The organism is Ewingella sp. AOP8-B2-18, assembly GCF_052376015.1.
GTDB classification, from domain to species: domain Bacteria; phylum Pseudomonadota; class Gammaproteobacteria; order Enterobacterales; family Enterobacteriaceae; genus Ewingella; species Ewingella allii.
This window is the reverse complement of sequence record NZ_JBQSVB010000008.1, coordinates 122,046-146,826: the sequence shown is the minus strand read 5'-3', so window position 1 is coordinate 146,826 and position 24,781 is coordinate 122,046. Positions and strand designations below refer to the sequence as shown.

The 24,781-nt window shown below is 54.0% G+C and carries 27 protein-coding genes; 11 read left to right on the top strand and 16 right to left on the bottom strand.

Features of this window, described 5'->3' with window-relative positions; translation table 11 throughout:
* Window positions 1-283 precede the first annotated feature (283 nt).
* The 6 genes from ACT3RR_RS16555 to ACT3RR_RS16530 are packed head-to-tail and all read left to right on the top strand — an operon-like array spanning window position 284 to window position 5,051.
* On the top strand, window positions 284-451 hold the full coding sequence (locus ACT3RR_RS16555) for a hypothetical protein (protein WP_496200750.1): 168 nt from the start codon (window positions 284-286) through the stop codon (window positions 449-451).
* A complete protein-coding gene (locus ACT3RR_RS16550) occupies window positions 451-2,280 on the top strand; it encodes a phospholipase effector Tle1 domain-containing protein (RefSeq protein WP_496200749.1) in 1,830 nt (609 codons plus the stop codon). The genes ACT3RR_RS16555 and ACT3RR_RS16550 overlap by 1 nt, the downstream gene beginning before the upstream one ends.
* The gene (locus tag ACT3RR_RS16545; protein ID WP_496200748.1) at window positions 2,271-2,921 is read left to right on the top strand and encodes a DUF2931 family protein; all 651 of its coding nucleotides are present in this window, start codon (window positions 2,271-2,273) and stop codon (window positions 2,919-2,921) included. Before ACT3RR_RS16550 ends, ACT3RR_RS16545 begins: the two co-directional genes overlap by 10 nt.
* A gap of 48 nt (window positions 2,922-2,969) precedes the next feature.
* Window positions 2,970-3,632 (top strand): DUF2931 family protein, encoded by a 663-nt coding sequence (locus tag ACT3RR_RS16540; RefSeq protein WP_485903447.1) that lies wholly within the window; start codon window positions 2,970-2,972, stop codon window positions 3,630-3,632.
* 48 nt (window positions 3,633-3,680) lie between these two features.
* Window positions 3,681-4,352, top strand: a complete 672-nt coding sequence (locus tag ACT3RR_RS16535) for a DUF2931 family protein (RefSeq protein WP_496200747.1) — start codon at window positions 3,681-3,683, stop codon at window positions 4,350-4,352.
* 48 nt (window positions 4,353-4,400) lie between these two features.
* On the top strand, window positions 4,401-5,051 hold the full coding sequence (locus tag ACT3RR_RS16530; RefSeq protein ID WP_496200746.1) for a DUF2931 family protein: 651 nt from the start codon (window positions 4,401-4,403) through the stop codon (window positions 5,049-5,051).
* A 97-nt stretch (window positions 5,052-5,148) separates the two neighbouring features.
* Here ACT3RR_RS16530 and gap read toward each other — a convergent pair whose 3' ends face one another.
* The 4 genes from gap to ACT3RR_RS16510 form a co-directional block, all read right to left on the bottom strand.
* Window positions 5,149-6,159, bottom strand: coding sequence for a type I glyceraldehyde-3-phosphate dehydrogenase (gap, locus tag ACT3RR_RS16525; RefSeq protein WP_496200745.1), 1,011 nt, complete (start codon window positions 6,157-6,159; stop codon window positions 5,149-5,151).
* Window positions 6,160-6,236: 77 nt separating this feature from the next.
* A complete protein-coding gene (locus ACT3RR_RS16520) occupies window positions 6,237-7,217 on the bottom strand; it encodes a GlxA family transcriptional regulator (protein WP_353504087.1) in 981 nt (326 codons plus the stop codon).
* A gap of 64 nt (window positions 7,218-7,281) precedes the next feature.
* Window positions 7,282-8,043 (bottom strand): type I methionyl aminopeptidase, encoded by a 762-nt coding sequence (gene map, locus ACT3RR_RS16515; RefSeq protein ID WP_496200744.1) that lies wholly within the window; start codon window positions 8,041-8,043, stop codon window positions 7,282-7,284.
* A complete protein-coding gene (locus ACT3RR_RS16510; protein ID WP_353504089.1) occupies window positions 8,033-8,290 on the bottom strand; it encodes a ParD-like family protein in 258 nt (85 codons plus the stop codon). Before ACT3RR_RS16510 ends, map begins: the two co-directional genes overlap by 11 nt.
* A 189-nt stretch (window positions 8,291-8,479) precedes the next feature.
* On the opposite strand from ACT3RR_RS16510, the gene ACT3RR_RS16505 reads away from it, so the two are divergent.
* Window positions 8,480-8,902: a nucleotide triphosphate diphosphatase NUDT15 gene (locus ACT3RR_RS16505; protein WP_496200743.1), complete on the top strand. Its 423-nt coding sequence runs from the start codon at window positions 8,480-8,482 to the stop codon at window positions 8,900-8,902.
* Between the two features lie 808 nt (window positions 8,903-9,710).
* Window positions 9,711-10,289, top strand: a complete 579-nt coding sequence (locus ACT3RR_RS16500) for a flavin reductase family protein (RefSeq protein WP_185690284.1) — start codon at window positions 9,711-9,713, stop codon at window positions 10,287-10,289.
* Between the two features lie 30 nt (window positions 10,290-10,319).
* Here the strand turns inward: ACT3RR_RS16500 and ACT3RR_RS16495 are convergent, their stop codons facing one another.
* On the bottom strand, window positions 10,320-11,213 hold the full coding sequence (locus tag ACT3RR_RS16495; protein WP_496200742.1) for a LysR substrate-binding domain-containing protein: 894 nt from the start codon (window positions 11,211-11,213) through the stop codon (window positions 10,320-10,322).
* Between the two features lie 101 nt (window positions 11,214-11,314).
* Between ACT3RR_RS16495 and ACT3RR_RS16490 the strand changes: the two genes are divergently transcribed.
* Window positions 11,315-11,953: an NADPH-dependent F420 reductase gene (locus ACT3RR_RS16490; RefSeq protein ID WP_496200741.1), complete on the top strand. Its 639-nt coding sequence runs from the start codon at window positions 11,315-11,317 to the stop codon at window positions 11,951-11,953.
* Here ACT3RR_RS16490 and argE read toward each other — a convergent pair.
* The 9 genes from argE to ACT3RR_RS16445 form a co-directional block, all read right to left on the bottom strand.
* Complete coding sequence (gene argE / locus ACT3RR_RS16485; protein ID WP_496200740.1) at window positions 11,921-13,084, bottom strand: acetylornithine deacetylase; 1,164 nt, start codon at window positions 13,082-13,084, stop codon at window positions 11,921-11,923. The two genes, ACT3RR_RS16490 and argE, sit on opposite strands and share 33 nt — an antisense overlap.
* A gap of 7 nt (window positions 13,085-13,091) precedes the next feature.
* A complete protein-coding gene (locus tag ACT3RR_RS16480) occupies window positions 13,092-13,502 on the bottom strand; it encodes a RidA family protein (protein WP_353504272.1) in 411 nt (136 codons plus the stop codon).
* Between the two features lie 84 nt (window positions 13,503-13,586).
* Window positions 13,587-14,339, bottom strand: a complete 753-nt coding sequence (locus ACT3RR_RS16475) for an amino acid ABC transporter ATP-binding protein (RefSeq protein WP_496200739.1) — start codon at window positions 14,337-14,339, stop codon at window positions 13,587-13,589.
* Window positions 14,326-14,994 (bottom strand): amino acid ABC transporter permease, encoded by a 669-nt coding sequence (locus ACT3RR_RS16470; RefSeq protein ID WP_496200738.1) that lies wholly within the window; start codon window positions 14,992-14,994, stop codon window positions 14,326-14,328. The genes ACT3RR_RS16475 and ACT3RR_RS16470 overlap by 14 nt, the downstream gene beginning before the upstream one ends.
* Window positions 14,991-15,662, bottom strand: coding sequence for an amino acid ABC transporter permease (locus ACT3RR_RS16465; RefSeq protein ID WP_353504097.1), 672 nt, complete (start codon window positions 15,660-15,662; stop codon window positions 14,991-14,993). Before ACT3RR_RS16465 ends, ACT3RR_RS16470 begins: the two co-directional genes overlap by 4 nt.
* Before the next feature lie 89 nt (window positions 15,663-15,751).
* A complete protein-coding gene (locus tag ACT3RR_RS16460) occupies window positions 15,752-16,552 on the bottom strand; it encodes a transporter substrate-binding domain-containing protein (protein WP_485903297.1) in 801 nt (266 codons plus the stop codon).
* A 96-nt stretch (window positions 16,553-16,648) separates the two neighbouring features.
* Window positions 16,649-17,635 carry an agmatinase gene (locus ACT3RR_RS16455; protein ID WP_485903298.1) on the bottom strand — a complete coding sequence of 329 codons (987 nt, stop codon included), beginning with the start codon at window positions 17,633-17,635 and terminating at the stop codon, window positions 16,649-16,651.
* Window positions 17,636-17,678: 43 nt separating this feature from the next.
* Window positions 17,679-18,554 (bottom strand): MurR/RpiR family transcriptional regulator, encoded by an 876-nt coding sequence (locus ACT3RR_RS16450; RefSeq protein ID WP_496200737.1) that lies wholly within the window; start codon window positions 18,552-18,554, stop codon window positions 17,679-17,681.
* Between the two features lie 314 nt (window positions 18,555-18,868).
* Window positions 18,869-19,843: an NmrA/HSCARG family protein gene (locus tag ACT3RR_RS16445; protein WP_496200736.1), complete on the bottom strand. Its 975-nt coding sequence runs from the start codon at window positions 19,841-19,843 to the stop codon at window positions 18,869-18,871.
* A 95-nt stretch (window positions 19,844-19,938) separates the two neighbouring features.
* On the opposite strand from ACT3RR_RS16445, the gene ACT3RR_RS16440 reads away from it, so the two are divergent.
* A complete protein-coding gene (locus tag ACT3RR_RS16440; protein WP_496200735.1) occupies window positions 19,939-20,856 on the top strand; it encodes a LysR family transcriptional regulator in 918 nt (305 codons plus the stop codon).
* A gap of 114 nt (window positions 20,857-20,970) precedes the next feature.
* Here the strand turns inward: ACT3RR_RS16440 and ACT3RR_RS16435 are convergent, their stop codons facing one another.
* The gene (locus ACT3RR_RS16435) at window positions 20,971-21,762 is read right to left on the bottom strand and encodes a sulfite exporter TauE/SafE family protein (protein WP_496200734.1); all 792 of its coding nucleotides are present in this window, start codon (window positions 21,760-21,762) and stop codon (window positions 20,971-20,973) included.
* A gap of 64 nt (window positions 21,763-21,826) precedes the next feature.
* Between ACT3RR_RS16435 and pdxR the strand changes: the two genes are divergently transcribed.
* Window positions 21,827-23,338, top strand: a complete 1,512-nt coding sequence (gene pdxR, locus ACT3RR_RS16430) for a MocR-like pyridoxine biosynthesis transcription factor PdxR (RefSeq protein ID WP_496200733.1) — start codon at window positions 21,827-21,829, stop codon at window positions 23,336-23,338.
* Window positions 23,339-23,376: 38 nt separating this feature from the next.
* On the opposite strand, the gene ACT3RR_RS16425 is transcribed toward pdxR, so the two are convergent.
* Window positions 23,377-24,711: a glycoside hydrolase family 10 protein gene (locus tag ACT3RR_RS16425; protein ID WP_496200790.1), complete on the bottom strand. Its 1,335-nt coding sequence runs from the start codon at window positions 24,709-24,711 to the stop codon at window positions 23,377-23,379.
* Between the last annotated feature and the right edge of the window lie 70 nt (window positions 24,712-24,781).

Genomic DNA, 24,781 nt, shown 5'->3' with positions numbered 1-24,781 from the left:
TTAGTTCTAGCTTATCTTAAACCAGCTTAAGTCCAGACTTTGCCGACATTCCAACCAGAGAATATAGGATATATTCTCTGGCCTTCATCTTGCTTAATCGACGCGGCGCTATGTCATCCTCCCACCCGCCAGCTTCTTGCCGTCGGGCCAGATATTGCGGCGCGCTGACAGGAAATCTTAGTGGGGAAACCCCCTGTAACTCAATAATGAAAAGTAACCTTTGGCGAAACGCTAGCCATGGGTAAAATGAGCGCGGAATAACCATATAAAAAAGGAAATTAATATGGATACGCTGCGTCACAGCAGGAGCACGCCTGCACATTGGCTGAAAATCGTTCAATCTGGCCTTTCAACTCATCTGCCCCTTTCCCCCAGCCTGCGGCTTAACAACCCCTATTATGCGGCAAAAAACCTTGTTTCAAGCTTCACTCCAGCCTGGGGGATGCGCTAATGACAATAGGTTATTATCTGGTCGTCGAGGACGAAACTACCTGTGGCGGTATCATTCTGGAGGGGGATTTTACCCACACGCTGTTTGGCAGAGCGGTGGCAAGGGAAGAGGATAGGGTTAGCTGCGGCAAGCACCCCGGCACTTACATCATTGTGGGGCACATTCCCCATGACACCATTAACGGCCGCAAATTTGCCGGTACGCTGCACAGTAGAAGTAGCTGCCCGTGCAATGCAGAATTCATTCCATCAATGGTGAATGACACCTATGAATTCATCGGCGAAGAAACGGCGGCAAAGAGCACAAGCGCAGATCCGGAGCAGCGCGGGCAGGCGGCAAAGAAACCGAAACGCGAAATTACCTTAACCCTCGGCGTGTTCTTTGATGGTACGGGGAATAATGCCAACAACACCGACGCGCGTCTCAAGGCATGTAGTGCAGAGCATTATGAGATGAATAATCAGGATGCAACATCAACTTACGCGCGTTGTATCCAAATAAAACGTGGTTACAGCGGCACTTCTGCTGGGAGCCATCTCGGTTACTATACGAATGTGCACTGGCTTAATACCTTATATAACCAAAAAATCACTGTGGATACCGGTTATGGTCAGCATGCAATTTATATTGAAGGAATTGGAACTGAAACAGGCGAAGGTGATAGTACCTATGGTATGGGCACAGGAACTGGCGATACTGGAGTAGTTAAAAAGACCGATAAAGCTGTCAGAATGTTAATTGATGGCTTTAATGATTATTTCTACAACAATCCAGATGCGCGTTTTTGCATTATTAAAGAATTGCAATTCGATATCTTTGGCTTTAGCCGTGGTGCCGCCGCAGCTCGGCATTTTGCTAATCGCGTGTTCTATCAAGACCCTCAAATTATTGCCGCGATAAAAGCGGGATTAGGCAACGTTGAATTCAGCGGCACTCCGGGAGGTAAAACCCGGTTTATTGGCATTTTTGATACCGTGGCCGCCATCGGCACTCCTGTAAATGGCTTTAACCCTCATACAGCGGATACCGGTGATGTGAATATTGCACTGCGCCCCGGTGTAGCAGAAAAAGTCTTCCACATTACTGCCCAGCACGAGTGCCGATTTAACTTCGCTCTCAACAGTGTGAAACCCGCATGGCCAGAAGTGGAGTTACCCGGAGCACATTCCGATATTGGAGGGGGTTATAATCCGGTGGAGCATGAAGCCTATTTTCTGACTCGACCGCAGTTTGAAACTGTTCCCTTCTCAGCTGACGATACTCAGACAAGGGTTTATCAGCAAACAGTGCAAAAGCTCAAAGAGATGAATCAATTCCCGGCCATTAATTCAATTTGTCAGAATGTCGAAATAGACGTTAAAACTTGGCATGACGACAGGATGCCTGCTGACCATTACGGCAGATTACAAAAAAGAAGCGCCGCGGCACTGACTCTCGACCGAACCACCTACAATGACTGGTCAAAAGTATCCCTACGAGTGATGCTAGATGCTGCACAAGAGGCGGGGGTGAAATTCGATCCGATTGATGAAAGTGTGCCCGATTTCGCCTTACCGGAAGAGCTGAATTATCTCAGTGAAAAAGCAGTTCGCCTTGGTCGAGCTGTACGCAGTGGTGACACTAAATATGTTTTTGTATCTCCGGAACTCAATGTGTTAGCTAAAAAGTATCTCCACTGCTCCGCTAACTGGAATAGCGTAATTAAAGATGAACAAGGTCTGCCTATTGGTGCTGTCAAACCCGCAAAACTAGTGACCTTTACCAACCGACCAGACGAACATTGGCGCCGAACGGTCTATAATATGGATGGAAAAAAAATATGGAAATAACACGTCTGGCAGTTTTGCTGCCACTACTAACAGTAATGGGCTGCCATGCTACAAATCTAGAAGATGCCCCGGCCAAAGCTAGGGAGTGGCGCTTTAATTTTTTCACACCAAAGGCGTTGCCTGCCCTCGTCACCTTTGTCGCAATTCTTGATATTAATCAGATTGATTATCGATTCAACACCTTAGACAGTACTGCGTCCCTAGATAAGGTTATTGGTAAGTGGAATGATCAATCAAGAGCACCCGGTGGGCATTGGAATAGGATCAAAGCTCCTCCTAAGGTTATGATATTTTGCTGGGACTCGATCATTGATAAAAGGGTTTATGAAACTCACATTTCATTTCCCCAATCAATTCAGGACAAAATGTCTAGACCCAGTGAATTAAAGGATTATGTAGGTAACACAGCTTATTATGACACCGTGCAAATAGGTTTAGCCCCTGAAGGGAAGGTTGCTGTTTGGCTCCGAGGGATAGGAACTCAACCCAATTACCGTGTTACACCCTCAACTTTAAAAACGCTTACAGGTGAGAATTTGGAAATCTGTAAAGGCATTACCAAGCATCCAAATGGGTACAAATATTACGGTGAGACGCCGGATTTCATCAAAGGGAAAACTTACCCCTACGGGAATTGGTGAGACGTAATTGCGGCCAAGAGGGCCGCTTAAAATGGATGGTAGAGATATATGGAAATAACACGTCTGGCTGTGCTTCTTTCGGCATTAATTATAACGGGATGTCAAAGCGCCGTTGAAGCCAATACTATTAATTCAGAAAGGGCTGCTCCAGAAGAGTGGTACTTTACTTTTATCACTCCCAAAGCTCTGCCAGCTTTAGTGACTTATGCCATTGTTATGGACACCAAAGGCAACGCTTATAGCTTTAAAACCCTCGATAAGACACATACAGGCCCAGAAATAGTGGGAAGCTGGGGAGATAGGCCTCGTAATCCGCCTGGATACTGGAACAAAATTCAAAATCCGCCTAAACACCTTATTTTTTGTTGGGACTCCATCATCGATAAAAAGGTTTATGAAACCCGCCTGTCCTTTTCTGCCTCCCTTGATGAAAAAATGAGGAAGCCCGCAGGACATAAAAATTATCGTGGCTTGGAAGTGTATTACGACATGATGACAATTGGTCTGGCTCCAGAGGGAAAAGTGACTGTCTGGCTGCAAGATGTTGGTAAGTATCCCAATTACCACGTTACACCTTTAACCATAGAAACACTTTCAGGTGACCAGTTAAATGCATGTAAAGGTATTACCCGATTTTCTAATGGCTATGAATATGGAGAAGAAACAAAGGCTTTCATCAAAGGCAAAACCTATCCCTACGGGAATTGGTGAGACGTAATTGCGGCCAAGAGGGCCGCTTAATATGGATGGTAAAGGTATATGGAAATAACACGTCTGGCCGCAAGCTTATTGGCTTTGACATTAGTAGGTTGCCAAGCTACTGCTGGTAATACTCGCCCTGATGCCTCCAATCCGTTCTCACTGCCGTATGGCGAGTGGAGATTTAGTTTTGTTACCCCCAAGGCATTGCCCTCGCTAGTGACTTTCGCGTCCATTCTTGATACCGACGATATTGTTTATCAATTCAACACGCTCGATGGAACTCAGGATAACCCAGACAGTGTAGGTAAATGGAGTCAGCATATTCGTCGTTCGTCGGTGACATGGAATAAAGCCAAGCATCCGCCTAAAGCTATGGTGTTTTGCTGGGACTCAGTTATCGATATGAAGGTATATGAAACATCGATAAGCTTCCCACAATCTGTTTGGGAAAAAATGATCACCCCTGCGGATCATAAAAATCGGCGTGGAACAGAGGTCTATTACGACACCATGATTATAGGTTTGGCACCTGAAGGAAAAGTGACTGTCTGGCTGCAAGATGTTGGTAAGTATCCCAATTATCTCGTTATACCTTCAGCCATGGAAACGCTTTCAGGTGACCAGCTAAATATTTGTAAAGGCATTACCAAGCATCCAAATGGCTACAAATATTACGGTGAGACGCCAGATTTCATCAAAGGAAAAACCTACCCCTACGGGAATTGGTGAGATCTCATTGTGGCCAAGAGGGCTGCTTAATATGGATGGTAAAGGTATATGGAAATAACACGTCTGGTTGTGTTGATCCCACTACTAACAGTAATGGGTTGCCATGCTACAAATCTAGAAGATACCCCGACCAAAGCTAGGGCGTGGCGCTTTAATTTTTTCACACCAAAGGCGTTGCCTGCCCTCGTCACCTTTGTCGCAATTCTTGATATTAATCAGATTGATTATCGATTCAACACCTTAGACAGTACTGCGTCCCTAGATAAGGTTATTGGTAAGTGGAATGATCAATCAAGAGCACCCGGTGGGCATTGGAATAGGATCAAAGCTCCTCCTAAGGTTATGATATTTTGCTGGGACTCGATCATTGATAAAAGGGTTTATGAAACTCACATTTCATTTCCCCAATCAATTCAGGACAAAATGTCTAGACCCAGTGAATTAAAGGATTATGTAGGTAACACAGCTTATTATGACACTGTGCAAATTGGTTTAGCCCCCAAAGGGAAGGTCGCTGTTTGGCTGCGGGGGATAGGAACTGAGCCTAATTACCGTGTTACACCCTCAACTCTAAAAACACTCTCCGGAGACCAGCTAAATTTCTGTAAAGGTATTACCCGATTTTCTAATGGCTATGAATATGGAGAAGACACAAAGGCTTTCATCAAAGGCAAAACCTATCCCTACGGGAATTGGTGAGACGTAATTGCGGCCAAGAAGATCGCTAAAAATGGATGGTTTTACAGTTAGCAAAAGGCCCGCACAATGGCGGGCCAGAACTGTTCTTCACGCTGGATTACAAACCTCGCTGGTCCATCAGCACGGCTAAATCCACCAGACGGTTTGAGAAGGCCCATTCGTTGTCATACCACGCGAGGATCTTCACCAGATTGCCGCCAATCACCAGCGTGGACAGTCCGTCGATAATCGACGAGCGCGCATCACCCTGATAATCGCTCGACACCAGCGGCTCATCGCTGTAGCCCAAAATCCCTTTCAGTGGCCCGGATTCTGCGGCTTTGCGGAAGGCGTTATTCACTTCTTCAGCAGTTACATCGCGTTTTAGCGTCACGGTCAGGTCAACGATGGAAACCACTGGCACCGGCACGCGCAGTGAGTAGCCGGTCAGGCGTCCGTCCAGCTCAGGAATGACTTTACCCAAGGCTTTGGCCGCGCCGCTGGAGTAAGGAACAATCGACAGCGCCGCCGCACGTGCGCCGCGCAGGTCTTTCTCCGGCTGGTCATGCAGTGCCTGACTGTTGGTGTAGGCATGAGTGGTGTTCATCAGGCCGTGCTCAATGCCGAAGCTTTGATGCAGGACCTGCGCCGCCGGGGCCAGACCGTTGGTAGTGCAGCTGCCGTTGCTGACAATTTTGTGCTGCGCCGGGTCATATTTTTCATGGTTAACGCCCATTACCACGGTGATGTCATCGTCTTTGCCCGGCGCGGAGAGGATCACGCGCTTGGCGCCGCCTTTGGTGATGTGCACTTCGGCTTTGGCTTTTTCGGTGAAGAAGCCGGTGGATTCAATGACCAGTTCGACGCCAACGCTGCTCCATGGTATTGCACCCGGATCGCGCTCAGAGAAAACGCGGATCGCGTTGCTATTCACTTTCAGCTGGCCTTCGGAAGCTTCGACATCGGCCGCGAGGGTGCCCTGCAGTGAGTCATATTTAAGAAGGTGCGCGAGGGTTTTGCTGTCGGTCAGGTCGTTGATGGCCACGACTTGAAAATCGCTGCGGCCGAGCGCGGCGCGCAGAACGTTTCTACCAATACGACCAAAACCGTTAATGCCTACTTTGACCATGATGTACTCCTTGGTGAGTTGTCTGGTTTCAAAATAGTGCTTTGGCAAGTTGGCGTAAATGACAAATAAGAATCAATTTAAGCCATGTTACGCGCGTAGAAGCGTTCGCGGTAATCAGACGGCGTGAGTTGCAGATTGCGTTCGAATACCCGGCGCAGGTTCAGGCTATTGCCAAATCCGGTTATGGCGGCGATCTGTTCTATTTTGTCTGAGCTTTGCTCTAGGTGCTGACGGGCCACGTCAAGACGCACTTCCTCGACGTATTTCGCCGGGCTGCTGCCGGTTTCTCGGGTGAAGACGCGGGTAAAGTTGCGCGGACTCATGGCGACGCGCTCGGCCAGTTTTTCCACCGACAGGTCGCCGGAAAGATTTTGCAGGATCCAGCTTTGCAGGTCGCGGATAGGGCCGGGGGTATTGGACTGGCTGAGCAGGAAACGGCTGAACTGCGACTGCCCGCCAGGACGACGCAGGAACATCACCAGATCCTGTGCGACGTCGCGCGCCAGGGTGAAGCTGTGGTCATCTTCCACCAGTGCCAGCGTGAGATCAAAGCCCGAGCTGACGCCCGCCGAGGTCCAGACATTGCCGTCTTGCAGATAAATCGGCCCTTTCTCGACCAGCACTTTGGGATAGCTATTTTGCAGGTTATCCAGCTGCCGCCAGTGGGTGGTGGCGCGGCGGCCGTCGAGCAGACCCGCCTCTGCCAGCAGCAGCGCGCCGCCGCAAATCGATACCACTCTTTTGGCATGAGGCGCGGCGCGGCTGATCCAGTTGGCGACCAGTGCGGATTCTTCAGGAGTCGAGCCTTTGCCGGTGATCATTACGGTGTCGCGCGGCAATGCGGGGTCAAGATCTGCCAGCCGATGGTCGGCCAACAGATTCAAACCCGACATGCCGTGAATGACGCGATGCGACTGGGTGGTGGCAATTTCGACCTGATAGGGCGGATGAGGAGAATCCTTGGGCCTCAAGCGATTAGCTTGCATCAGGATGTCGGCGATGCCGGTCGGTTCGAACAGCATGCCCCCTTCGGGGACAATGATCAGGAATGTATGCATGTCCTTAAAATACAAAAAAGGACAAAATAGGTCAAGAAAGGCCCAAATCAATGGGCCTTAATTTTTATGGCCATGGAGTTAGGATCTCATGCCCGTCTTTAGTGACCAGCACCATGTGTTCCCACTGCGCCGAGAGGGAGTGGTCTTTAGTCACTACGGTCCATCCGTCTTTTAACAATTTTGAGTAGCGCTGGCCGGCGTTGATCATCGGCTCGATGGTGAACAGCATGCCTTCTTTCAGCACCAGGCCTTGGCCTTTCTGGCCGTAGTGCAGTACCTGCGGGTCTTCATGGTAGCCCTGCCCGATGCCGTGGCCACAATACTCTTCCACCACGCTAAATCCTTCACGTCTGGCAACGGCGGCAATCGCAAAACCAACGTCACCCAGCGTCGCGCCCGGCCGGACGACGTCAATACCGGCGTGCATGGCTTCGAGCGTGGTATCCACCAAGCGGCGGGCGAGGATCGAAGGTTCACCGGCGTAGAACATCCGGCTGGTGTCGCCATACCAACCGTCTTTGATCAGCGCCACGTCCACGTTGACGATATCGCCCTTTTTCAACACTTTATCTGAAGGAATACCGTGGCAAATCACGTGATTCACCGAAATGCAGGTGGTTTTGGTATAGCCCTGATAACCAATGTTGGCCGGGATCGCGCCCAGCTCGTTGACGATAAAGTCATGACACAGGGCATCCAGATAGTCGGTGGTGACGCCGGGCTGAACATGGGGTTCAATCATTTGCAGCACGCGCGCGGCCAGATGCCCGGCGGCGCGCGCCTTGGCGATGCCTTCAGGAGATTTTATAAACGAATTATTGCTCATTGGTGCTCTTCCTTGTTGTCACGCCATCATTAAGTAGTGTCTTTATGCCATCGAACTGCTCGTTCGATTCCGTGCTGGCTTTTACCAATAGCTGGCAGATATCACGGTGAGAAAGGTCTGGATGCATCTCCATCAGCATGCCGACTTTCATCCAATGCTCGGCCTGAGCATTCATTGAACGGGTAAAGGCCATGCTAGCGATACGCAGGTTCTCATGCATCATTTCTGAGATTTTGATAATGCCCATCGGGATTCTCGCAATATATGGTTTATATATGAATCGTATATGTTCTGTATCTTAGCCGACTTGTGCGCAACGTTGCAACTCAGACGTTATTTTTGGTGAAAGCGGCGGGCCTGATTGGCAAACCCCTCGCTGAGAACTATGTTGGAGGTGAAAAAATGGTGACCAGCAAAGCGAAGTTAACGGAGAGAAATGATGAGTTTAATGCCCAGAATCGGCGTCGGCGTACTGATTTTCCGCGAGGGGAAATTGTTGCTGGGCCGCAGAAAAGGTAGTCACGGTGCCGGTTTTTGGTCTGCTCCCGGCGGCCATTTAGAGTTTGGCGAAACGCCAGAACTGTGCGCCCGGAGAGAAGCTTTAGAAGAAACAGGCTTGCAACTCGAGGTAGTGCATCCCGGCCCTTGGGTTAACGATATTTTCACTCTCGAGCAAAAACACTATGTGACGCTGTTTTGTGTTGCGCAATCCAAACCTGAGCAGGGCGAGCCGATTAACACCGAGCCAGAGAAGTGTGAAGGCTGGGGTTGGTATGATTGCGACCAGTTGCCACAGCCGCTTTTTCAACCACTTGAAGACTTGATAGAAAAAGTGGGAAATATCAAAAATTTGATTTAATTTTTGGGTATAGCTGAGAATAAAAACATGTTCTTAAATACAGTGTTGACACCTCGCTAAGAACGAGTAGATTGGAACTTAACGGTGAAGCGAAGTTTGAAGTAACAAGTATTTCTTACCCCTCCTTCATCGTTATATAGAGAGTTTTAAATACTCTATAAAACAGAGTGCGATACGGGCCACGAAATACTGTTGTATGGGAGATTCACTGCGGAGAGGAATGAAAACCAATTCGAGTGATGAAGATTTCAAGCCACGTAGTTAATTTGTACAATCGCACGCATGGGAATGCGCGATGATGTAAGGCCTTGTTGTTAAAAGTAATGTTCGCGATTTGGGTACGAAAGTATGAGATCGAGAATGTCGCGATGAAAGTAAGGCAACGCATCAAAGAGTATATATCGCGTGGGCGATGTACTTATCGGATCCTCTATTTCGAACAGAGAAACCGGTAAATGACACAGGATTGATGCTTTATTCCATTTTATTATAGGAGGACGGCAGTACAAGAGTGACCAATATATCCTGTGAAGCTATGTACATCATTTGAAGTAGTATTAAGTTATAAGTTGATTAATGTTAATTACTAACACTGTAGTACCATAAAAGCCCCGGCAAATATCGCTGGGGCTTTTTCATTTCTGTTGCAAAATTCCTTCATTTTTTCTTATCAGTCCAGCCATGAGTTGCCTCTGTGGACGCCGCACCGCAATTTAACTTTTCTCTCACTCATATGTTCTTCTCCGCTACTGACTTTTGCTATTGTTATGCCGCCGAACGAACTGCAAATAGCCGCCAAGGGACCTAGATGAACGAATTTATCGCGCCAGTAGAATTAGAAAAATCATACCGCTTACTCAATCATGGACCGACGGTGTTGGTGTCTGGCAGCCACGGTGGGGTGGATAACGTGATGACCGCCGCCTGGTCGTGCGCGCTGGACTTCACCCCGTCAAAAGTGATGGTGGTGCTGGATAAAATCACTAAAACCCGTGAGCTGATCGAAAAGAGCGGCACCTTTGTGTTGCAGGTTCCGACCGTGGCTCAGTTGCAACTGACCTATGATCTAGGCCGCAGCAGCCTGTTTACCGAGCCGGAGAAATTGGCGAAAACCGGCGTGCAGCTGTTCAGCATTGAAGGCCACGACGGCCCCTTTGTCGAAGGTTGCTCGGCGTGGTTGTCCTGCCGGTTAATCAATGAGCCGCACAACCAGCAGGCCCACGACCTATTTATTGGCGAAGTGATAGGCGCATGGGCCGATACGCGCGTGTTCAAAAACGGCCACTGGGCGTTTGAAAGCTCCGACCCAGATTTCCGCAGTTTGCACTACATCGCTGGCGGCAACTTCTATGCCATTGGCGAGTCGCTGCAAGTCGAAAAAGAGTAACTGTTTTCAGCGAAAAGCCCTGCGTCTTGCTTACTCATTGCCGAACTCCGCCACCATGGCATCCACAAAGCTGCGGAGTTTGGCCGTTGGTCGGCGAGTGGGCGGATAGACGATATGCATCGGGCGGGCCGGGCATTGGTATTGGGTTAACACCTGAACCAGTCGGCCTGCTTTGACTTCACTCTCCAGCACGATTTCCGGGCCGAGCGTAATGCCAAAGCCGCTGATCGTCGCGTGCAGTAAGGCATTCCAATTATTGCAGTGAAAACGCCCTTCGATATGTACTTCCTGCGTTTTCCCGTCGCGGCTAAACAGCCAGCGGCAGGGCTGCGAGGCAGGGGAAGAGCCATAGTGCAGGCAGTCGTGATGAGCCAAATCGTCCAGCGTTTCCGGCGTGCCGCGCTTTGCCAGATAGCCCGGTGAGGCGCAGGCGATGAGCCTGTAAGGCCTGAGCCGGCGGGCAATCAGCGACGAATCCACCAAATCTCCCAGCCGAATAATTACTTCAATGCCTTCTTCCAAAGGATCCACGTAGCGATCGTCAAGGGAGAGGTCTATCTGCATGTCCGGGTGCTGGGCCAGAAAACGGGTGACAAAGGCGGGCATGGTAAAAGCGCCGAAGGTGATGGGCGCGCTGACTTTCAAAATGCCTTTCGGATGAGTTTGCATATCCAGCGCCAGCGAGTCTGCGGCTTCCACCTCGGACAGCACGCGCTTGCAGCGTTCATAGTAGGCGCGGCCCACGTCGGTCAGCTGCTGGCGGCGGGTGGTGCGGTTGAGCAAGGTAATGCCGAGCTGCGCTTCCAACGCGGCGATGTGCTTCGCCACCATTTGCGGCGACATCTCCAGCGCGTCCGCCGTCGCGGCGAAAGAGCCTAAATCGGCTGATTTCACAAACACGCTCATGCTGGTCAGTCTGTCCATGATTCACCACTCTGGGTTGTTAGTTATCAATTTAAACGGCCATTTATCTTCGAATCTATATCAATCATGCTCACTCTGTCATCAACCTTGGAGAGAAGAACATGAAGATAGGCATTATTGGGGCAGGGTTTGTGGGTCGGGCTATCAGCAAGCTAGCCTTAGCGGCGGGACATCAGGTGATGTTGAGCAATTCGCGGGATCCCAAAACATTATTTACCTTAACCCGCACCACCCAGTGCGAGCCAGGAACCCCGCAGCAGGCGGCCGAGTTCGGCGACGTGGTGGTGATCGCCATTCCATTAGAGGCCTATCGCAGCGTGCCCGCCGCGCCGCTGGTGGGCAAAGTGGTGATTGATGCCAACAACTACTATCCGGATCGCGATGGGCGCATCCCTGAACTTGACCAGCACCAGACCACCACCAGCGAAATGTTGGCAAAGCATTTGCCCGAGTCGCGGGTGATCAAAGCCTTTAACGCCATCAGAATGGATGATTTGCTGAGTGACGGTCTGCCTGCTTCCGCTGCCGAACGCCGCGCTTTGCCGATTGCCGGTGATGATGCGCAGGGCAAGGTCATCGTTACGGCGCTGCTCGACGAGTTCGGTTTTGACGTGGTAGACGCCGGGGCGTTGGAGGAAGGATGGCGTTTCGAAGCCGGAACGCCAGTCTACTGCGTGCCGCTCAATAAAGAGCAGCTGGCTGCGGGGTTACAGGCTGCCGCCACTAACCATCTTGCGTAAAAAGGTCAGGCAGAGTTCTAGCTGTGACAGCTCGATATATTCGTCGGCCTTGTGCGCCTGAGTAATGGAGCCGGGGCCGCAAATCACGGTAGGGATGCCAGCCTGCTGGAACAGCCCGGCTTCGGTGCCAAAAGCCACGGATTCGAAGTCGTGCTGGGGCAGCGCGCTGGCGCATTGTTGCTTGAGAGCGTCCATCGATTGATCGTCTTGCAACCCTGGATATTCGACTTGCTGCGACAGGTGAATATCGGTGTCGGGGCTGACGCGGCGCATATCGGGGAGCAACTCTTGGCTCGCCCATTGCTGCAAGGTTTGGGGCAGCTGCTGGTGGGGAGAGCCGGGCAAGGCGCGAATTTCAAAATCGAACTCACAGTGGTCCGGCACCACGTTGACGGCGGTGCCGCCTTTAATGGTGCCGACCTGCACCGTGGACCACGGCGGATCGTAGCGCGCGTCGCCAGTTTCCTGCTGCCAGCCTTTGCCCTGCTGGCGCAAAAAGGTCACCAGCTCGGCGGCGATTTCAATCGCATTCACCCCAAAATCGGGCTGAGAGGAGTGGGCTGCCTGCCCGTGCACCGCGCAGCGCCACGCGCTTTTGCCTTTATGCGCCGTGGCGACTTTCATCAGGGTCGGCTCACCGACGATGCAACCACTCGGGCGCACGGCGTCGCGCGATAACTCATCCAGCAGGCCGCGTACGCCGACGCAGCCGATCTCTTCATCGTAGCTGACCGCAATGTGTACCGGCGCGGCGTCCGGATGGCGCGTGGCTTCAATAAATTCGGGCACCAGCGCCAGCACGCAGGCCAAGTAGCCTTTCATGTCGGCGCTGCCGCGACCATAGAGGCGGCCATCGCGGGCCGTCAGCACAAAGGGGTCTTGCGACCAGGGCTGGCCTTCAACGGGAACCACATCGGAGTGACCCGAAAAGCAGATCCCCCCACGATGAGGATTGCCAATGGTGGCGTAAAGGTTGGCGCGCAGACCGTCTTCGCTATAAACCCGGCGAGCCGCGATGCCATAATCGGCCAGATAAGTGTCGATATAGTCAATCATCGCCAGATTGGACTTGAGGCTAATGGTGTTAAAACTCACCAATTTAGACAGGATATCTACCACGGTCTGCATCATTCTTTCCTTATGATTTTACAGCGATAACGTCAATCTCAACCCACCACTCAGGGCGCGCCAGCGAGGTGATCATCAGGCCGGTAGAGACCGGGAAAACCCCTTTCAACCAGCGGCCCATGATGTTGTAAACCGTCTCGCGGTAGCGCACATCGGTAAGGTATACGGTGATTTTGCAGATGTCTTCCAGCTTGCTGCCCGACTCTTCTAACAGCATGTTAATGTTGTACATCGCTTGTTCGGTTTGTGCCGCGACGTCGCCCTTGCCAACCGACTCGCGGGTATCAAGGTCTTGACCAATCTGACCGCGCAAAAACACCATATTTCCGGCGACCACGGCCTGACATAAATCATTATCCAGATTCTGTTCAGGGTAGGTGACTTTGGTGTTAAACGGGCGAATACGGGTATGTGCCATGATGCTTTTCTCCTGGTTTACTGAATTAAGGTGTTGGACTCAAGGTGGGGGAATGCCCCGTAAAATTGCGTAACGCTGCTGCCGAAGTTAGGCAAGGAACTGCTTAAGCTCCGGCGTCTGAGGTGCGTTGAAAATTTGGGCAGGGGTGCCCACTTCGTGGACTTTCCCCTGATGCATAAAGACGATGCGATCGCTGACTTTGCGCGCAAAGTTCATTTCATGAGTCACCATGATGATGGTCATGCCCTCTTCGGCGAGGGTTTCAATCACTTGTAGCACTTCGCCCACCAGCTCGGGATCGAGCGCCGAGGTGATTTCGTCACACAGTAGTACCTCCGGGTTCATCGCCAGCGCACGGGCAATCGCCACGCGCTGTTGCTGGCCGCCGGAGAGGCTGGCGGGCCACATATCAAATTTTTCCTCCAGACCGACGCGGGCCAGCAGTGTTCGCGCGGCGCGCTCCGCCGACTCTTTTTGCAGTTTTTTGACCAGCGTCGGGGCGAGCATGATGTTGCGACCCACGGTGAGATGCGGGAACAGGTTGAAGCTCTGGAAAATCATGCCGACGTTTTGGCGCAGCTCGCGCATGGCGGCCGGGTCGTCATGGCGCAAGGCCTGGCCGTCGACGGTTAACGTGCCCTGGTGAAAGCTCTCCAGCCCGTTAATGCAGCGCAGCAGGGTGCTTTTGCCCGAGCCGCTTTTGCCCAAAATGCACACCACTTCTTTGCGTTTGATCTTCAGATCAATGCCCTTCAGCACCTCATTGTCGCCAAAGCGTTTGTGCAAACCGGTGATATCAACGACCGCAAACCCGGCCTCGGTGTGGTTAATTTCGGTCATGGTTATCAGCTCCACGCATTACTTGTTTTTCGAGATACCGGCTCCACAGCGAGAGCGGAAAACAGAGGATGAAATAAAGCAGCGCCACGCTGCCGTAGACCAAAAATGGTGAGAAGGTGGCGTTAGCAATAATCTGCCCAGAGCGCGTTAGCTCGACAAAGCCGATCACCGAGGCCAGCGCCGTGGCCTTCACCGCCTGCACCATAAAGCCCACGGTGGGAGCGATGGCGACGCGCACCGCCTGCGGCAATATCACGTAGCGCAGCTGTTCGCCGAAAGAGAGCGCCAAACTGGCCGACGCCTCCCACTGCTGCTTGGAAATGCTCTCCACGCTGCCGCGCCAGATATCGGTCAGATAGGCGCTGGCGTAGAGGGTTAAACAGAGGCTGGCGGCCACCAGCGGGGTGGTATCAATGTCAAACAGCGCCAGTCCAAAGTAGGTCAAAAACAGCTGCATCAGCAGTGGTGTGCCCTGAAACAGGTTGACGTAAATCACCACGAGGATTTGCAGCCAGCGGCGATGGGACAGGCGCATGACCAGCAGGATGGCGCCGACAAGGCCGCCGCCAATAAAGGCAATCAGCGACAGCCCGACGGTCCAGCGCAGCGCCAGCAGCAGGTTGCGATAGATGTCCCACAGTGAGAAATCACTCATGATCTTTTTCCTGTTTGTGGACCAAAGATGAAGCGCGGGCCGAACCAGCCAAGAAACTGACGCACCGCGATGGCAAGCAGCAGGTAGATCGCCGTCGCCACGATGTAAGACTCAAAGTTGCGGAAAGAGCGGCTGGCAATCAGGTTGGCGGCGTAAGACAGCTCCTCGGTAGAGATTTGGCTACAGACCGCCGACCCCAGCATGATGATAACCACCTGACTGATCATGCTGGGCCAGACGCGCCCAAGGGCCGGGGGTAACACCACGCGGGTGAAGATTTGCCAAGGGTTGAGCGCCAGACTTTGCGCCGCTTCAATCTGGCTGCGCGGGGTGTTTTGGATCCCCGCGCGGACGATCTCTGAGCTATACGCCCCCAGGTTGAGCACCAGAGACAGGGTGCTGGCCTCGATGGCTGACAAGTGAATGCCCAGCACCGGCAGGCCGAAAAAGATAAAGAACAACTGCACCACGTAAGGCGTGTTGCGCAGCAGTTCGACATAGCAGGCCACCAATAGCCGTAATACCCCGCGGCCGTTAGCGCGCGCCCAGCCGCTGGCGATCCCCAGACAAATACCCAAGAAGGTCGATATCAGCGTCATGACTAGCGTGATCAGGGTGCCACTGAGCAATAGCGGCCACTGCTGCAGCACGGAAGTAAAATCAAACATAGAGACTCGGCTCCTCAAGTGGCATAAATGCCCGATAGTGGCGTTTCACTCCCCCGCCAGCGCAGTGCGGCAGGGGGAATTACTGCGGGTTATTCCGGTAAGTTGCCTGCCGGACCGCCCAGCCATTTCTCAGAAAGCTTATCCAGCGTGCCGTCTGCCTTGGCGGCGCGGATAATGTCATTCACCTTAGCAACCAGCTGTGGCTGGTCCTTGGGCATGCCGACGTAGCACGGCGAGTTGGCCAACATCACTTTCATATGCAGGTCGAGCTTCGGGTCCTTTTTCATCATGGCGCCCGCCACCGGGGTGCCAATCGCCATAAACTGCGTCTGCCCGGAGAGATAAGCCGCCACTGTGCTGTTGTTATCTTCAAAACGCTGAGGAATGGCGTTTGGCGACTGGCTGGTCAGCTCTTGGTCTTCCATTGAGCCGCGCGTCACCCCGACCTTTTTGCCCGCTAACTGGGCGAAAGTGGTGATGTCCTGCTTGCTGCTGCCGAACACCGCGTCGAAGAACGGCGCATAGGCAATACTGAAATCAATCACTTTGGCGCGTTCTGCGGTTTTGCCTAATGAGGAGATAGTCATATCGGCCTTGCCGGTTTGCAGATAAGGCACGCGGTTCGGCGCGGTGACCGGAATTAAGGTGACTTTTACTCCTAGCTTTTGACCAATCAGCTTAGCGACGTCGACGTCAATGCCTTCCGGCTCCATGGAAGCGCCGACATAGCCGTACGGCGGGTAGTCCACCGGAATGGCGACGCGCAGGTTTTTAGCCGCCATCACTTTATCCAGCACGTTTTCGGCGCTGGCGGTCAGGCTAAACATGGCGCTGGCCGCGCCGAGTAAGACAGGTAGGACATAAGCAGCAAGTACACGACGAGTTTTCATTGCGGTTATCCTGTGTAGTGAAGTGATGAATGGTTTTATTGCGCAGTCGGCTGCGCTTATAAGTTGGGCCGATGAAGGCTCTCTGGTGTTGACGCTTTACTCTTTATTGGCACTTAATTTATTGAAGTATCCGGCCCGCACGGCCATGCCAATCAGGTTGACGAAGAACCGGCAGGCGGTGATGGCGGTAATACCGTTGAGGTCTTTTTTCGGTGTGATTTCAACGATATCCATTCCCACCACACGGCCCTTCTTCACCAATCCGTGGATCAGTTTGCGCGCTTCGCTGTAGGTCACGCCGCCCAGCGCCGGGCCAGCCACGGCGGGCATGATGGTCGGGTCGATGCCGTCGGCATCCATGGTCAGGTAGTAATTGCCGCCGTCGGGAATGCGGCTGAGAATAGCCTCGACGCCTTCGTCATGCAGCTCATGGGCGGTGATCAGGTGGGCGCCGTAGGCCAGCGCGGCGTCTACTTCTTCCTGACGCGCGGAGCCGTTGGCACGCAGGCCGATTTGGAAGATTTCGCCGACGTGAGCCATTTCAGAGGCGCGGCGGATAGGACTGGAGTAGCCGTCGGTCACGCCATTCACCTCCTGACGCCAGTCCAGGTGGGAATCGATTTGAATCAGGGTAATAGGGCCGATGCCGTCCAGTGCGCGCAGTACCGGGATCGGCACGCCGTGGTCGCCGCCGATAATCAGCGGCATGCCGCCGAGGGAGAGGATTTTGCGCACCACGGTTTCTGCCGCGTCGTAATGGCCGTTGAGCTGGCGGGCGTCACCGGCGATGTCGCCGCAATCGACCATGCGGATAGGCTGGTTGTCCATCAGCGGGCCGCCGATATCAAAGTCATAACGCTCAATGCTGCGCACGGCGCGGTCGGTCGCCTGACGCACGGCGGTCGGGGCGTTGGTCTGATCGTTGGTCACTTCATCAATCGAATACGGCGAGCCATAAGGAATGCCGAGCACGGCGATATCCACGGAATCCAGAGTATTCAGGTCGCTAACGACTTCTGAATAGAGCAGGCTTTTGTGGCCATGTTTCGGTGCGGTGGTCAGTTCTGGTTTGTAAACGCTCATCTTTATTTCCTATCAATTAGGGTTGCTAAGGGCCGGGTAAGATCTATTTGTGACTCCACCATTCGCCCATCAGCCACAGCTTCTCTTCGGTGTCGGTCACGCAGGCGCGGACATCGACTTTCGCCGTGGCCGCCATCAGCGTGGATAAGAGTTCGCTGACTAAAAAAGCCGGCGTCATGGCATCGAAAAACGAGGTGGTCTGCTTCTGGACCAAAATGGTGTCACTCGCCAAACGCGCGACGGGCGAACTGGCGTCATCCGTGATGGCGACGATTTTGGCCTTTTGCTGCGCCATATAGCGGGTCAACACCACGGCGCGGCGCGAATAGGGTGAAAGACTGCAAACCAGCAGTACGTCTTTCGGGCCGATGCTGTGCATCAGGGTCATCAGGCCGCTTTCACCGGCCCCTTCCACCAAAATCAGGTTGTTCTGGAAGTAGGACGCCACGTGATAAAAATGAAAGGCGATGGAGAAAGAGGCGCGCATGCCCACGCAATAAATATTGCGCGCCTGCGACAGAGTCTTGGCCGCGCTGACAATGGAGGTCAGATTGCTGGCCTGACACAGCGACTGAATGTGGGAGATGGTGGTGTTCGCCAAATCCAGCACCAGTGAGCTTTCGCCGACCTTCTGTTTCATTTCGACCAGCGCCGACACTCTGGAGCTGTATTCATTACCTTTATTGCGCAAGGCATTGATAAAAATCTCGCGAACGTCGTCATAGCCGGAAAAGCCCAATCGCTTGGCGAAACGCGTCATGGTCGAAGGAGGAAGCCCGGCCAGCTTGGCCTGTTCACGCATCGACATCACCGCCACTTCCTGCGGGTAATTCAGCACAAAGCTTGCCACCAGCCTTACCTGCTTGGGTAAAGACTCATACTGATCTTTGATTATCTGAACCAATGCTTGCTGTTCCATAGGGCCTCGCCATCGATGTCTCTCTCATGATGGTTGCAACGGCCATGCCAAATTTTTTCCAGAGTGAAACAGTTGAATCAAAATCGGTTGGATATTTTTTGTGCGGAAAGCCTAAAAAGTGGCAGGGGGATTAGGTGGGTGATTTAAATGATTCACCAGAGGCGAAAAATAGTTCTGAGTGTTTTGCTGTTTGCCATATTGGGGGGAGTGCGAGGCATTTACCCCTGCGCCAGATTGGTGCGCAGGGGCGATCATCAAGGCGCATTTGCCACTTTTGTTGCACCTTTTGCGACATTTTGCGTCAAACGTGCAGCCTAGCCGTGAGGCCGCCCGAAGGTGGTGCCTTCCCCTTGCCAGCCGGTGGTCTTCAGAAATTGTTCCCACGTCAGGCTGGCGGGATTGATGCGCCGGCTCCACTCAAGGTCGCGGTCCGGGCGATAATAGCCATACTCCACGGCGTATTCGGCCATGCCCACCACTTCATCAACCAGCGCATTCATTCCGGCGAATGACGGGAAATGTTGCACCAACTCTTCACGGGTAAAGGCCGAGCTGTAGGCCGCCTTGATACCGGTCACGCGGCTAAAGGTGTCGACAATCTCCCTGGGCGAGAGGAATTCGCCAATCACCGGCAATGACAGGCCCGCGTATTTCTCGCGATGATCCAAGATCTCTAGCACCGCTGGCCCGGTGGCGGTCAGGGGATCGACAAAGGGCGCGCGGTGATTTTCGGGTAAATACAGGGGGAAAATCAGGGTGTCGCCCTGAAGGCGCGGCTGGTAATACTCCAAAATATTGGTGTAAAAGAATGCCATATAGATGAAGGAGCTGGTGACCGGCAGGGCGCGGATATACTCCTCGACCCGGCCTTTATCGGTGAAGTGCGGCACCCACTTTTTGCCTGCGGTAATACTTTCGACATTTTCCAGCGCGGTGAAAACGATGTGCTCCACGCCCGCTTCGACGGCAGCGTCGGCCAGCTCTTTGCCCAGCGGGGCTTCGTCGCTTTCAGCATAATCAGCATCCGGCGCGATGGGCGGCGTCATCAGAAAGGCGGCCCGCGCGCCTTTAAACGCCTCAACAAACTGCGTTTTGTGGCCTAACTCGAGAGGCACAGCTACCAACTCGGCACCTTGACGGGCCAGCGCCTGCGCCTCGGGGGAGTCCACGCGGCGGGTTAACGCTCGCACCTGATAACGCTGACTTTGCAGCAGGGTTTGCACCACGCTGCGGCCCTGCTTACTCAGCGCACCGACTACGGTAACAAGGGGTTTATGAGAAGAGTTCATCGACTTTTCCTGCCTGATAATGGGGGTGAACTTGCATTATCAGCAGAACTCAGCGATAACAGAAATCGATTGATTTATATTAAGGAATCCATCTGATGGATACCACGCGCATTGATCTCAACCTGCTGGTTACCTTTGAAGCCCTGCTTTCCGAACAGAACGTCACTAAGGCGGCGGCGCGGCTCAACCTCAGCCAGCCCGCGGTCAGCGCGCAGCTCAATCGCCTGCGCGAGATGTTTAATGACCCACTGCTGGTGCCCGCCCGGCGCGGCATGACGCCCACCGCCAAGGCGCTCGAGCTGCTGGGGCCACTGCGTGATGCTTTGGACCAGCTGCGGCGCACGCTGCAAACTCATAAAGACTTTCATCCGCAGAGCGCGCAGCTGACCCTGACCATCGCCTGCACCGACTACATTCAGGCCGCCGTGGCGATGCCGCTGGTGCTGGCTCTGCGCCAACGGGCGCCGGGCGTGCGCATTGCGCTGCGCCACTATGCCCCGGAACAGCTGGAACAGCAGCTGGCCAGCGGCGAGATTGATTTGGCGATTGCCACGCCGGAGAGCCGATACGCCCAGCTGCGAACCCGCCACTTGTTTGATGAAGACTATGTGCTGGTGGGGCGGCGCGGGCATCCGGCACTCAGTGCCGAGTTGAACATGGAGGCATTTGCCCAGCTGGAGCAGGTGATTGTTTCCCCCTCCGGCGGCGGTTTTACTACTCCAATCGACGAAGCGCTGGCGACCTTTGGTCTTGAGCGCCGGGTGGTGATGTCGGCGGCGTCCTTCCTTTTCGTGCCGCAAATCGTCGCCATCAGCGATCTGGTTGCGCTGGTTCCCCGGCGGCTGCTACAGCAGGTGATGACGGAACGGCTCGCGCAGGCCGAAGTCCCCTGGCTGGCGGAACAGTTCGAGGTCAGCATGATTTGGCACGAGCGCAACCACGGCCATGCCGGGCAGCGCTGGGTGCGAGAGGTGATTTTAGGATGGGTGAAAGAGAAAACGGCGGCCAGTTAGAGCAGCTTGATCCCCACAGCCACCACCTTCTTGCCCACTAACTCTTCCTTCGAGCCATTCGTTATGCTGCCGAGATTTCCCTGTTTGATCGAAGCGTCGGTAAGCTGCGCCCCGCTATTTGATATAACCCCCAACGCCATCCCAGAGTAATTTTAGGGCCGACACCACCAACAGCCCATAGCAGGCGCGGTACATTTGCTGCTGGTTGAGTCTGGATTGCAACTTCCACCCTAGCCAGACGCCGGAGGGGATAGCGAGTAGGCCGATGAGGGTCAGAGTCAGCACATTACCCGTGGGGCGGGCGATGAGCAGCCAGGGCGCGGCCTTGAGAATATTGCCCACGGTGAAGAACATGCTGGTGGTCCCGGCATACATCTGTTTGCTCAGCCCAAGGGGTAATAGATAAATCGCCAATGGCGGGCCACCGGAGTGGGCAACCATCGTGGTGATGCCGGAGGTGACGCCCGCCACGACCGCTTTGGGGGAAGAGCGCGGGCGTACGCTGACCTCCCCGCCAGACTTCAACCACAGCCCGACAAACAGCAGCGTCACGGCGGCCATGGCGATGGCAATCGCGCGGTGGTCGAGCAGGCGGAAAAACCCATATCCGACAGCAATCCCTGCCACTAAGCCGGGTATCAACAGGCGTAAATCCGGCTTCGACCACGTGGAAGGTTTCCAATAGCGCAGGCTAAACAGATCCATAGCGACAAACAGCGGGGCGAGCATCCCGCCGGCCGTGACGGGGTCCATCACCAGCGATAGGAGCGGAATGCCGACGATGGCAAAGCCTCCGCCAAACGCGCCCTTCATAAAGCAGATCAGGAAGACGGCGGCGAAGGTAATGAGCAGCGTTGTGGCGGTGAGTTCCAGTGGGATTGGCGGCATCGGGGATTGGTTTCTCATCAGCAAAAAGGCTAATATCGGCCACAACCAGTATGATAAAAAGTGCCAGTTTTGAGGTTTTTACATGGGCCAGTTTGTTGCTAAATCGAAGGTTACTTTACGAGGTGTGGAGCGGCGCATCTATGCCAGTTTGCGGGGGCAAATCGAGGGCGGCTTATTGGAGGAAGGCGCGAAGCTGGTGTCTACGCGCGCCATGGCCGCCGAGCTGGGCGTGTCTCGCACCTCGGTGACGGCGGCTTATGAGCAACTGGCTGCCGAAGGTTTCGTGATCACTTCCGCTGGCAAGGCCGCCAGAGTTGCCCCCCTGATTAACAGCCCATCAGCCACAAGCCCACCGCCATCGGAGCAGAAGCTTTCGACCCGGCTCTCGGATTACGGTCAGCGAGTCGCCGCCATGGCGTCTTACCGAACAACCTCACCTCGGGCGCAGATTGATTTCAAATACGGCTCGGTTGCCTCGCAGGATTTCCCCGCGCAGAGCTGGCAACGCGCCTACCGCCGAGAGCTGGTTAAACGTCAGTCCAGTCTCTATTACAGCCAGCCGGAGGGGGAGGCTCGCCTGCGGCTGGCCTTACAAGGCTATTTGCGCCGCGCCCGAGGATTAATGTGTGATGCCGAGCAGATCGTTATTGTCCATGGTTCGCAGCAGGGGCTGGACCTGTGCGCCAGACTGTTGCTCAACCCCGGTGATAAATTTGTTTTCGAGAATCCGGGTTATCGCATGGCGAGATACTGTTTCGAAGCCACCGGCGCGACGGCCTTGCCCATCAACGTGGATGCCGCAGGGCTAAAGACCGATCTGCTGCCGAAAAACGCTGCCGCGCGACTGGCCTATGTGACACCGTCACACCAGTTCCCTACGGGCGCGGTGTTGCCCATCGTCCGGCGGCAGGCACTGCTGCAATGGGCAAGCCGGCAAAGGGCGTGGATCATTGAAGATGATTATGGCGGTGAGTTTCGTTACGGCCAGCGTCCTATCGATGCGCTGCAATCCATTGACGGCGAGGGGCGGGTGATCTATGTCGGCACCTTCTCCAAGGCACTTTCCCCACAGCTGCGGCTTGGATATCTGGTCGTACCGCGCGAGCTGGTGGCCGTGTTCCGCCAAGCCAAACTGATCGCTGATCGCCATTCGGCACGCTGGGAGCAAAACGTTCTCGCCGCGTTGATTGAGGAGGGAACCTATGAGCGCCATATCCGCCGCCTGCGCCGGGAGAATGAGCGCCGCCGCAAGGCGCTGATGGAAGCCGTCGATCAATATTTACCGGAGCAAGGCTTCCTGACGGGCATGGCCGCAGGGTTGCACGGTGTCCTCCTGCTGCCGCACTTTCGCCCACAGGATGAGCGCGCACTGCAAGCGGCGGCCCTTGAGTGCGGGGTCGGCGTTTATCCTCTCTCACCGCTATTTGCCGAGTCAGCACAGTCAGAAGACTCAAACCCTGCCGGGCTAATTTTGGGTTACGCGGGGTTAAGCGTTGAGCAGATCCATGATGGCGTAAGGATTTTGGGCGAGGTGCTGGGCTATCCGTGTTGGGCTGCCCCCCGCCCACAAGAGACACCTACGCAGGTCCTCTAACGTTTTGATGAACACCGCTATCTGGAGTTAGGGGATGATTAAGTTCCCCAGCGTGTACGCAGATAATTGACGGCTTGCTGGGTTTGCGGCTGGTTGAGGTAATCCTCGCGGAACAGAATGGTGCCGGAGATTTGCGGCACGGCGTCGTTGAGATCGAGCTGTTTTTTCAGCTCTGGCACGCCGCCGTTGACCATCCAGTCGGGCTCGTTTTTGGAGGGTTCGCCCACTTTATACAGCGCGATACCAATGTACAGGCGGGTATGGGTCGGCTTCACCACGTCGGCCCACCACTTTGCCAACACGTCATAACGGGCCGCGTCGCGCGCGAAAGGCCAATAGAGCTGTGGCGCGATGTAATCCAGCAATCCTTCTTGCACCCAGAGGCGAGTGTCAGCATAGGATTCATCATAGGCCGCCGCGCCGCGCGTGTTGGAACCCGCTGGATCCTGTGAGCGATTGCGCCACACGCCCGCCGGGCTGATACCAAACTCCACGTTAGGTTTCAATTGTTTAATGGTGCGCGACACCTGCTCAACCAGCAGTTGGGTATTGTGGCGACGCCAGTCAGCTTTCGAGCTGAACCCCTGACCATATTTTCTGAACGTTTGGCTATCGTCGAGGGTTGATCCTGATGATTCCGTGTAAAAGTAATCATCAAACTGCACGCCGTCGACCGGATAGCGCGACACCACTTCTGACACAATGCTGGTTATCCAGTCGCGGGCTTCAGGGATGCCGGGGTCGAGCACAAAACGGTCGCCGGCGGTGCGGATCCAGTCGCGATGCAGCACAAACACGCTGGCCGGGTTCATTGATAGGGTGCGATTTAGCTCCGCCACGGTTCGCGGCTTGGTGTTGACCGACACGCGATAAGGGTTGAACCAAGCGTGGACTTTCATGCCGCGTTTGTGCGCTTCTTCCAACATAAACTGCAGTGGGTCATAGCCCGGATCCTGACCTATATGCCCCGTCATCACGTCCGACCAAGGCAGAATCTTCGAAGACCAGAGGGCCGTACCGTCGGGCTTAACCTGGAAAAACACTGTGTTGATACCCAGACTTTTCAGCTTATCCAGTTTGTCGGTCAGCGCTTTTTGCTGCTGGTTAATGCGAACTGCCGGATTGCTCACATTCACCGAAGAGATTGGCGGCCAGTCGAGACGAGACACCGTGGTCAGCCAGACGCCGCGCATTGGCTCTTGCACATGCGAAGATTTATCCGGTAAAGGCTGTTTCGCCACCGGCGGCAGTGGGGTGACTAGAGATTTTGGCGGCGTGGAGGAACAGCTAGCCAGCCACAGGGCACCGGCAAAAATTGCACCTAAGCGTAGAACCTTAGTTAGCCTGGAAAAGCGGCGAAGAGGGGCGATGATAATCTCCAGTGTTTTCGGGTAGTCACGAGGGAATCGCCATTCTCTTATGAATCAGGTTGAAGCGGCAAGT

Excerpts from the sequence above, each read along its gene's own strand:
- ACT3RR_RS16495 (WP_496200742.1), bottom strand. The coding sequence starts at position 11,213 with ATGGACAGACTGACCAGCATGAGCGTGTTTGTGAAATCAGCCGATTTA.
- ACT3RR_RS16445 (WP_496200736.1), bottom strand. The coding sequence starts at position 19,843 with ATGAACTCTTCTCATAAACCCCTTGTTACCGTAGTCGGTGCGCTGAGT.
- ACT3RR_RS16465 (WP_353504097.1), bottom strand. The coding sequence starts at position 15,662 with ATGTTTGATTTTACTTCCGTGCTGCAGCAGTGGCCGCTATTGCTCAGT.
- argE (WP_496200740.1), bottom strand. The coding sequence starts at position 13,084 with ATGATGCAGACCGTGGTAGATATCCTGTCTAAATTGGTGAGTTTTAAC.
- ACT3RR_RS16475 (WP_496200739.1), bottom strand. The coding sequence starts at position 14,339 with ATGACCGAAATTAACCACACCGAGGCCGGGTTTGCGGTCGTTGATATC.
- ACT3RR_RS16500 (WP_185690284.1), top strand. The coding sequence starts at position 9,711 with ATGAACGAATTTATCGCGCCAGTAGAATTAGAAAAATCATACCGCTTA.
- ACT3RR_RS16440 (WP_496200735.1), top strand. The coding sequence starts at position 19,939 with ATGGATACCACGCGCATTGATCTCAACCTGCTGGTTACCTTTGAAGCC.
- ACT3RR_RS16530 (WP_496200746.1), top strand. The coding sequence starts at position 4,401 with ATGGAAATAACACGTCTGGTTGTGTTGATCCCACTACTAACAGTAATG.
- ACT3RR_RS16510 (WP_353504089.1), bottom strand. The coding sequence starts at position 8,290 with ATGGGCATTATCAAAATCTCAGAAATGATGCATGAGAACCTGCGTATC.
- ACT3RR_RS16505 (WP_496200743.1), top strand. The coding sequence starts at position 8,480 with ATGATGAGTTTAATGCCCAGAATCGGCGTCGGCGTACTGATTTTCCGC.
- gap (WP_496200745.1), bottom strand. The coding sequence starts at position 6,159 with ATGGTCAAAGTAGGCATTAACGGTTTTGGTCGTATTGGTAGAAACGTT.
- ACT3RR_RS16555 (WP_496200750.1), top strand. The coding sequence starts at position 284 with ATGGATACGCTGCGTCACAGCAGGAGCACGCCTGCACATTGGCTGAAA.
- ACT3RR_RS16490 (WP_496200741.1), top strand. The coding sequence starts at position 11,315 with ATGAAGATAGGCATTATTGGGGCAGGGTTTGTGGGTCGGGCTATCAGC.
- ACT3RR_RS16535 (WP_496200747.1), top strand. The coding sequence starts at position 3,681 with ATGGAAATAACACGTCTGGCCGCAAGCTTATTGGCTTTGACATTAGTA.
- ACT3RR_RS16460 (WP_485903297.1), bottom strand. The coding sequence starts at position 16,552 with ATGAAAACTCGTCGTGTACTTGCTGCTTATGTCCTACCTGTCTTACTC.
- map (WP_496200744.1), bottom strand. The coding sequence starts at position 8,043 with ATGAGCAATAATTCGTTTATAAAATCTCCTGAAGGCATCGCCAAGGCG.
- ACT3RR_RS16435 (WP_496200734.1), bottom strand. The coding sequence starts at position 21,762 with ATGAGAAACCAATCCCCGATGCCGCCAATCCCACTGGAACTCACCGCC.
- ACT3RR_RS16450 (WP_496200737.1), bottom strand. The coding sequence starts at position 18,554 with ATGGAACAGCAAGCATTGGTTCAGATAATCAAAGATCAGTATGAGTCT.
- ACT3RR_RS16520 (WP_353504087.1), bottom strand. The coding sequence starts at position 7,217 with ATGCATACATTCCTGATCATTGTCCCCGAAGGGGGCATGCTGTTCGAA.
- ACT3RR_RS16540 (WP_485903447.1), top strand. The coding sequence starts at position 2,970 with ATGGAAATAACACGTCTGGCTGTGCTTCTTTCGGCATTAATTATAACG.
- ACT3RR_RS16470 (WP_496200738.1), bottom strand. The coding sequence starts at position 14,994 with ATGAGTGATTTCTCACTGTGGGACATCTATCGCAACCTGCTGCTGGCG.
- ACT3RR_RS16455 (WP_485903298.1), bottom strand. The coding sequence starts at position 17,635 with ATGAGCGTTTACAAACCAGAACTGACCACCGCACCGAAACATGGCCAC.
- ACT3RR_RS16545 (WP_496200748.1), top strand. The coding sequence starts at position 2,271 with ATGGAAATAACACGTCTGGCAGTTTTGCTGCCACTACTAACAGTAATG.
- ACT3RR_RS16550 (WP_496200749.1), top strand. The coding sequence starts at position 451 with ATGACAATAGGTTATTATCTGGTCGTCGAGGACGAAACTACCTGTGGC.
- pdxR (WP_496200733.1), top strand. The coding sequence starts at position 21,827 with ATGGGCCAGTTTGTTGCTAAATCGAAGGTTACTTTACGAGGTGTGGAG.